Origin of the sequence: Burkholderia sp. ABCPW 111 (assembly GCF_000773065.1) — a bacterium.
GTDB lineage: Bacteria > Pseudomonadota > Gammaproteobacteria > Burkholderiales > Burkholderiaceae > Burkholderia > Burkholderia savannae.
Window position 1 is genome coordinate 1 of sequence record NZ_JPWT01000010.1, and the last position, 6,964, is coordinate 6,964.

A 6,964-nucleotide genomic window follows, 5' to 3' on the forward strand; every position below is an offset into this window, starting at 1 on the left:
TGCGCGATGCGCGATGCGCGATGCGCGATGCGCGATGCGCGATGCGCGATGCGCGATGCGCGATGCGCGATGCGCGATGCGCGATGCGCGATGCGCGATCCGCGATCCGCGATCCGCGATCCGCAACGATGCAATCACGTCGCCGCGCATGATTCGAACGCGCCGGCGGCTGCGCATAAAGACCATCGCCGGCATGCGCATGCCACGTCAAACCGCGCACATTCCGCCGTCGATCACGAGCTCCGCGCCCGTCACGTAGCGGCTCTCGTCGGACGCGAGATAGACGGCCGCATGCGCGACGTCGTCCGGCTCGCCGAGCCGGCGCATCGGCACGCCGCGCGCGAGCTTGCGCGCCGCCTCCTTCTCGCCGACTTGCTGGACGATCGGCGCGACGATGCCCGTCATGATGAACGACGGATGGATCGAGTTGCAGCGCACCTCGGTCTGCCGGCGCGCGCAATCCACCGCGATGGATTTCGTCAGCGAAGCGACCGCCGCCTTCGACGCGTTGTACGCTGTGTAGTCAGGCTCGTGCTTGAACGCGGCGACCGACGAGATGTTGACGATCGACGCGGGCGCGCCCGCCTCCAGATACGGCAGCGCATGCTTCGTGCCGAGCACGATGCTCTCGACGTTGATCGCCATCACGCGCCGCCATTCGTCGAGCCGAACCTGCCCGACCGCGCCGAACGAGCCGACGCCCGCGTTGTGCACCAGCACCGACAATCCGCCCATCGCGTCGTTCGCCTGCGAAAGCCGCGACGCCCACTGCACTTCGTCGGCGACGTCCTGCACGGCCGCCCACGCGACGCGCTCGCCCGCCGCTTCGTTCAGCTGCGCCGCGAATGCGTCGAGCACCGCCGCGTCGACGATGTCGGTCAGGAACACTTTCGCCCCCTGCTCGGCCATTCGCCGCGCGATCGCGCGCCCAAGGCCGCCCGCCGCGCCGGTGATGAACGCCCGCTTGCCGGCAAGACGCGGCGCCAAGTTCTTCGTCATGAACACTCCCAGTCGTTTCGCTATTCGCTCGTCGCATGCGCGATCGCGCGCATGCGGAATGCGTGATACATGATGCGTCGCGCACCCCACGCGTCGCCGTGAACGCGGCTGCAATCGCAATCGGCGCCGCCGTCAGCAGCGTACGGCATCCGGTGCGGCATGCGTACGCCGAGCGCCAACCGTCAGACGGACAAATACCCGCCGTCGACGTTGAGCACCGCGCCCGTCGTGTAGCTCGACGCCGCCGACGCAAGATACAACACCGCGCCCGCCATCTCCGACGGCTGCGCGGCGCGCCGCATCGGCACGTGCGCGAGCACCTGCTTCAGCACGTCGGGCGCCTGCGTCAGCGCCGACGCGAATTTCGTGTCGGTGAGGCCCGGCAGCAGCGCGTTGCACCGCACGCCGCTCGCCGCGCATTCGATCGCGAACGCCTTCGTCATCGAGATCACCGCCGCCTTCGTGATCGAGTAGATGCCCTGCCAGTAGCCGGGAACCACGCCGTTCACCGACGCGACGTTGACGATCGATCCGCCGCCGCCCTTGCCCATCAGCTTCGCGCCGCGGCTCGACATGAAGAAGTAGCCGCGGATGTTCACGTCGACGGTCTTCTGGAACGCGCCGGGGTCGGTGTCGACGATCGGCCCGTAGTACGGATTCGCCGCCGCGTTGTTGACGAGCACGTCGAGCCGCCCGTGCTTGTCTTCGAGCGCGGCGAACAGCGCGTCGATCTGGTCGAGCTCGCCGATGTGGCACGCGGCCGCCTCGGCCGAGCCGCCGGCCTCGACGATCTCGTTCGCGATCGTGCGGCAATCGTCGATGCGCCGGCTCGTGACGACGACGTGCGCGCCGAACGCGCCGAGCAGCCTCGCGGCGTCCGCGCCGATGCCGCGGCTCGCGCCCGTGACGACGGCGATCTTGCCGGACAGATCGAACAGGTTGGATGCGGTCATGGAGAATATCCTGAGTCGATGAAGGGGGAGGAAATCAGCGATGCGTGACGAGCCGCTCGTCGTCCGCGCCGTCGAGGTGCGGCCAGCCGTTGTACGTCGTCACGCGCGCGCCGCCGCGGCCGATCCTGATTCGGCTCACGCTCGTGTTGACGAGCGGCCACGCGAGCTCGAAGCTGCGCTCGACGGGCACGCCGAGAAGCGTCGCGACGATCACGCCGATCGGCCCGCCCGACGTGAACGCCCAGATCTCGCGCGCCGGCTGCCGCGCGAGCGCGTCCCACGCCGCGAGCGTGCGCGCGCGGAATTCGGGCCACGGGCAGACGTAGTCGCCGTCGTGCGCGCCGCCCGTCCAGCGCGCGACGGCCGCCGCGAACAGCGCCTGGAACGCGCGGCGCGGATCGGCTTGCGCCCCCATCGCGCGCAGCAGCGCGTCGCGCGAAGCAAGCTCGGGCCGATGACGCGCGATCAACTCGTCCGAGTCGAGCTCGTCGAGGCCCGCGAGCGCGAGTCGCGGCGCGTCGACGCCCGCCGCGCGCGCGCAGCCGTCGGCCGTCTGCGCGTGGCGGCGCAGCGTGCCCGTCGCGATCAGCCCGGGCCGCCGCGCGCCGCGCGCCATCCACGCGCCGAGCCGCGCCGACTGCTCGTCGCCGAGCGGCGACAGGCAATCGTAATCGGCCGCATCGAAGCTCGCCTGCGCGTGGCGGATCAGGAACAGCTCGCTCATCGCGCACTCCCGGCCGCCGCCGCGATCACGCGCCGGCACCGCTCGCCGAGATAGCGCACGGCCGCGCCGAAGCCCGCGAACTGCTCGTTCGTCGTATGGCCGAGCACGAAGCGCCGGTAGATCTGCTGCGCGATCACCATCAGCCGGAACAGGCCGAACACTTCGTAGAACTCGAAGCCGCCGACGTCGATGCCCGTGCGCGCGCCGTAATAGTCGACCACCTCGCGGCGCGTCATCATCCCTTGCGCGTGCGTCGGCTGGCGGCGCATCGCGACGAACGCGGGATCGTCGTCGGCCTGCACCCAGTACGCGAGCGAGCCGCCGAGATCCATCAGCGGATCGCCTAGCGTCGCCATCTCCCAGTCGAGCACGCCGACGATCGACAACGGGTCGGCCGGATCGAGCACGACGTTGTCGAAGCGATAGTCGTTGTGAATCACGCAGATGCGGCGCTCGCTCGCCGGGCGGTTGCGCTCGAGCCACGCGAGCACGTCGTCGCACGGGTTCGCGCCGTCGGTGAGCGCCTTGCGCCAGCGCTCGCCCCAGCCGCTCAACTGCCGCGCGACGTAGCCCTCGCCCTTGCCGAGCGCCGCGATTTCGGCGCGCGACGCGTCGATCGCGTGCAGCTCGATCAGCCGATCGACGAAGCTCTCGCACAGCTTGCGCACGCCGTCGCGATCGAGGTTCAGCCCGGCGGGCAGTTCGCGCCGCAGGATCACGCCGGCGATGCGCTCCATCACGTAGAACTCGCTGCCGATCACCGCGGTGTCGTCGCAGCGCGCAAGGATCGCGGGCACGTAGCGGTAGTCCGGCTTGAGCGCCGCCATCACCGCCGCCTCGCGCAGCATGTCGTGCGCGGTGCCCGCCTTCGCGCCCGCGGGCGGCCGCCGCAGCACCAGCTCGCGATCGCCATAGCCGATCAGGTAGGTCAGGTTCGACGCGCCGCCGTGGAACTGCCGGATGCTCGGCTCGCCCGTCAAGCCGTCGATCCGCGACTTCAGGTACGCGTCGAGCTTCGCCGCGTCGAGCCGGTCTTCGTCGCGCACGTCGCGCGCATCGTCGAGGCGCACGCTCATGCCGCCTCCGCCGCGGCGAGCTGCCGCTTCACCTCGAGCTTCGCGACGACCGCGCGATGCACCTCGTCCGGCCCGTCCGCGATCCGCAGCACGCGCGCGTACGCATAGAGCGCCGCGAGCGGAAAGTCGTTCGACAGGCCCGCGCCGCCGTGGATCTGGATCGCCGCGTCGGCCGCCTGCTGCGCGACCGCCGGCACGACCACCTTGATCTGCGAGATCAGCGACAGCGCCGCCTTCACGCCCTGCGTGTCGATCGTCCACGCGGCCTTCAGCGTCAGGAGGCGCGCCTGCTCGATCGACATCCGCAGGTTCGCGACGACGTCGCCGTTGCCGCCGAGCTTGACGAGCGGCTTGCCGAACGCGGTGCGCGTCGTCGCGCGCGCGCACAGCAGCGTGAGCGCCTTCTCCGCCGCGCCGAGCGCGCGCATGCAATGGTGGATACGGCCCGGCCCGAGCCGGCCTTGCGCGATCTCGAAACCGCGCCCCGGCCCGAGGATCACGTTCGACGCGGGCAGCCGCACGTTCGTGAAGCTGACTTCGCCGTGGCCCGACGGCTCGTCGTACGCATTGAACACGGGCAGCATCCGTTCGATCTTCACGCCGGGCGCGTCGAGCGGGCACAGCACCATCGTGTGCCGGCGGTGCGGCTCCGCCTGCGGATCGGTGAGCCCCATGAAGATCACGACGCGCGCGAGCGGATGGCCGATGCCCGTCGACCACCACTTGCGGCCGTTCAGCACGACTTCGTCGCCGTCGATCGCCGCGGTGGCCCGCATGTTCGTCGCGTCCGACGACGCGACCTCCGGCTCCGTCATGCAGAACGCCGAGCGAATCTCGCCCGCGAGGAGCGGCTCGAGCCAGCGGCGGCGCTGCTCGGGCGAGCCGTAGCGCGCGAGCACCTCCATGTTGCCGGTGTCGGGCGCGTTGCAGTTGAACGCTTCGGGCGCGATGAACGAGTGCCCCATCAGTTCGGCGAGCGGCGCGTACTCCGCGTTCGACAGCCCCGCGCCGCCGTGCTCGGCCTGCGGCAGGAACAGGTTCCACAGGCCGGCCGCGCGCGCCTTCGCCTTCAGCGTTTCCATCACGTCGGGCTGGCGCCAGAGGCGCCAGTCGGCGCCGCCCGTCGATTGCTCGACATAGCGCGCCTCGACGGGCGCGATCTCGTCGCGCATGAAGCCCGCGATGCGCTCGCTCAGTTCGCGGCTGCGGGCCGAAGGGGAGAAATCCATGGCGTCTCCGTGTGGTCGGTTCGAATGAAGACGAGCGTACGCGATCCTCGACAATCGATGAAATGAATATTTATTATGCAAGGACATAGACTTCACTGATGGGCTTGCGCGATCGCGCGAGCCTTCCCGGAACGCCGAATCCCCGACATGCCGATGCCGCCCGACCACCGACTCGACCTGAACCTGTTCCGCGTGCTCGACGCGGTCTACGTGCAAGGCGGCATCAGCGCCGCCGCGCGCGCGCTGCACCTGACGCAGCCGGCCGTCACGCACGCGCTGAACCGGCTGCGCGCGCACTTCGGCGATCCGCTCTTCGTGCGGCAGGGCAACAAGGTCGTGCCGACCGAGCGCACGCGCGCGGTGATCGCCGACGTCCAGCTGCATCTGAAGGGGCTGCAGGACGCGGCGCGCGCTCAGACGCGCTTCAGCCCGGACGCGCTCGACCTCGGCTTCGTCGTCGGCGTGCGCGACGTGCTCGAATCGATCGCGCTGCCGCAGCTCGTCGCGTCGCTCGCGCGCGACGCGCCCGGCGTGCGGCTCGTGAGCCGCCGCGTGCCCGTCGCCGACATCGAGCGCGAGCTCGGCAGCGGCAACCTCGATCTCGCGATCGAGCGCCGGGTGCCCGCGGGGCCCCGGATCGTCGGCGAAAACGTGGTCGACGACACGCTCGTCGTCGCGATGCGGCACGATCATCCGCTCGCGGGCGCGCCGCTGCGCCGAGCCGACTATTTCGCCGCGCGGCACGTGACGGTGTCGCCGCTCGGCGAACCGCACACGCTCGACGTGCTGCTCGGCGCCGACGGCCGCTTCCGCCGCATCCAGCTCGTCTGCCAGCACTATTTCGCCGCGTGCCAGATCGCGGCGTCGGGCGATCTGCTGCTGACGCTGCCGCGCTCGTACGCGCTACGCATGACGCGGCTCCTGCCGATCGCGGTCCAGCCGCTGCCGCTGCGGCTCAAGCCCTATCCGATCCTCGCGTACTGGCACGAATCGCGCGAGCTCGACCGCGCGCACCAGTGGCTCCGCGAGCGCGTGATCGATGCCGTGCGCGCGGCGTCGACGCATCCCGCGGGCGCATGACGGCCGCTGCACGCGGGCGCGAAGCCGTTTATGCTCGTGAATCGGGGCCGGCATGCCGGCCGCTCCTTCCCTTTACCTCGAGGACACGCGATGCCGCTCATTCACGCCTCAGCCGAAATGGCGCTCGACGCGCCGAACTACGTCGTCGATCTCGAAGCCGGCAAGCATCGCCTGCAAGGCGACGAAAACGAGCACGAGGGCGGCGGCAACGTCGGGCCCGCGCCGTACGAGCTCGTGCTGTCGGGGCTCGCCGCGTGCACGGTCGCGACGCTGCGGATGTACATGCAGCGCAAGGAATGGCCGGCCGCGCGCCTCGCCGCGCGCGCCGAACTGCACGTCGACCGCGAGGGCGCGCAGTACGTGCGGCGCACGATCGCGGTCGACGGCGCGCTCGATGATGTGCAGCGCAAACGGCTCGCGGAAATCGCCGAGAAGACGCCCGTCACGCTGTTCATCAAGCGCGGGACGCGGATCGAGACGACGTTGAAGTGACGGATGCGGCGGCGCGGCGTAGGGCGGCGCGACGTGCCGCGTTGCGCTGCGACACGCGGCGGCGTCGTGCGTGCCGCGTTGCGCCGCACCGTGCCATGTCAGGCGTCGGGTGACGCGGTGACGCGCCTCGATCGCTTAGCGGCGGCGATGCGGGACAAATCGGGCCCGCCCGTTCGATGGATGCGCGTTGCAGGCTCTCGCGCGTGCGCGCTTCGCATCCGCGGCGGTGGCGGCGGCGGCGGCGGCAGCGCCGCTTCGGTCACCGGCGCCGACCTCTCGGCAGCCGCACGTAAGCTCGCCCGCCAGAACCGGACCGGCGGCGGCACCGCGCCCGGCCGTCGCACCGACCGCCCGAACCGCGAGCGACGATGCAACCGGGCGGCATGCAACCAAGCGGCGAGGCGGGGCCAG

Annotated in this window: 7 protein-coding genes; 2 read left to right on the forward strand and 5 right to left on the reverse strand. The window is 70.8% G+C overall.

Translation table 11 applies throughout. The annotated features are described in order from the left end of the window. Positions 1–207: 207 nt before the first annotated feature. From X946_RS03815 to X946_RS03835, 5 genes are all read right to left on the reverse strand, one after another. Entirely contained in the window at positions 208–999 is a 792-nt protein-coding gene (locus tag X946_RS03815; RefSeq protein WP_038744335.1) for an SDR family oxidoreductase, read from the reverse strand. A gap of 182 nt (positions 1,000–1,181) precedes the next feature. Then, positions 1,182–1,952 (reverse strand): SDR family oxidoreductase, encoded by a 771-nt coding sequence (locus X946_RS03820; protein ID WP_038744322.1) that lies wholly within the window; start codon positions 1,950–1,952, stop codon positions 1,182–1,184. Positions 1,953–1,986: 34 nt separating this feature from the next. Next, positions 1,987–2,676, reverse strand: a complete 690-nt coding sequence (locus tag X946_RS03825; RefSeq protein WP_038744337.1) for a histidine phosphatase family protein — start codon at positions 2,674–2,676, stop codon at positions 1,987–1,989. Next, complete coding sequence (locus X946_RS03830) at positions 2,673–3,752, reverse strand: phosphotransferase family protein (protein WP_038744325.1); 1,080 nt, start codon at positions 3,750–3,752, stop codon at positions 2,673–2,675. The genes X946_RS03825 and X946_RS03830 overlap by 4 nt, the downstream gene beginning before the upstream one ends. Then, positions 3,749–4,981, reverse strand: coding sequence for an acyl-CoA dehydrogenase family protein (locus X946_RS03835; protein ID WP_038744327.1), 1,233 nt, complete (start codon positions 4,979–4,981; stop codon positions 3,749–3,751). The genes X946_RS03830 and X946_RS03835 overlap by 4 nt, the downstream gene beginning before the upstream one ends. Before the next feature lie 153 nt (positions 4,982–5,134). Between X946_RS03835 and X946_RS03840 the strand changes: the two genes are divergently transcribed. Continuing rightward, positions 5,135–6,061 (forward strand): LysR family transcriptional regulator, encoded by a 927-nt coding sequence (locus tag X946_RS03840; protein WP_038744339.1) that lies wholly within the window; start codon positions 5,135–5,137, stop codon positions 6,059–6,061. Positions 6,062–6,151: 90 nt separating this feature from the next. Then, positions 6,152–6,553, forward strand: a complete 402-nt coding sequence (locus X946_RS03845; RefSeq protein ID WP_038744329.1) for an OsmC family protein — start codon at positions 6,152–6,154, stop codon at positions 6,551–6,553. Positions 6,554–6,964 lie beyond the last annotated feature (411 nt).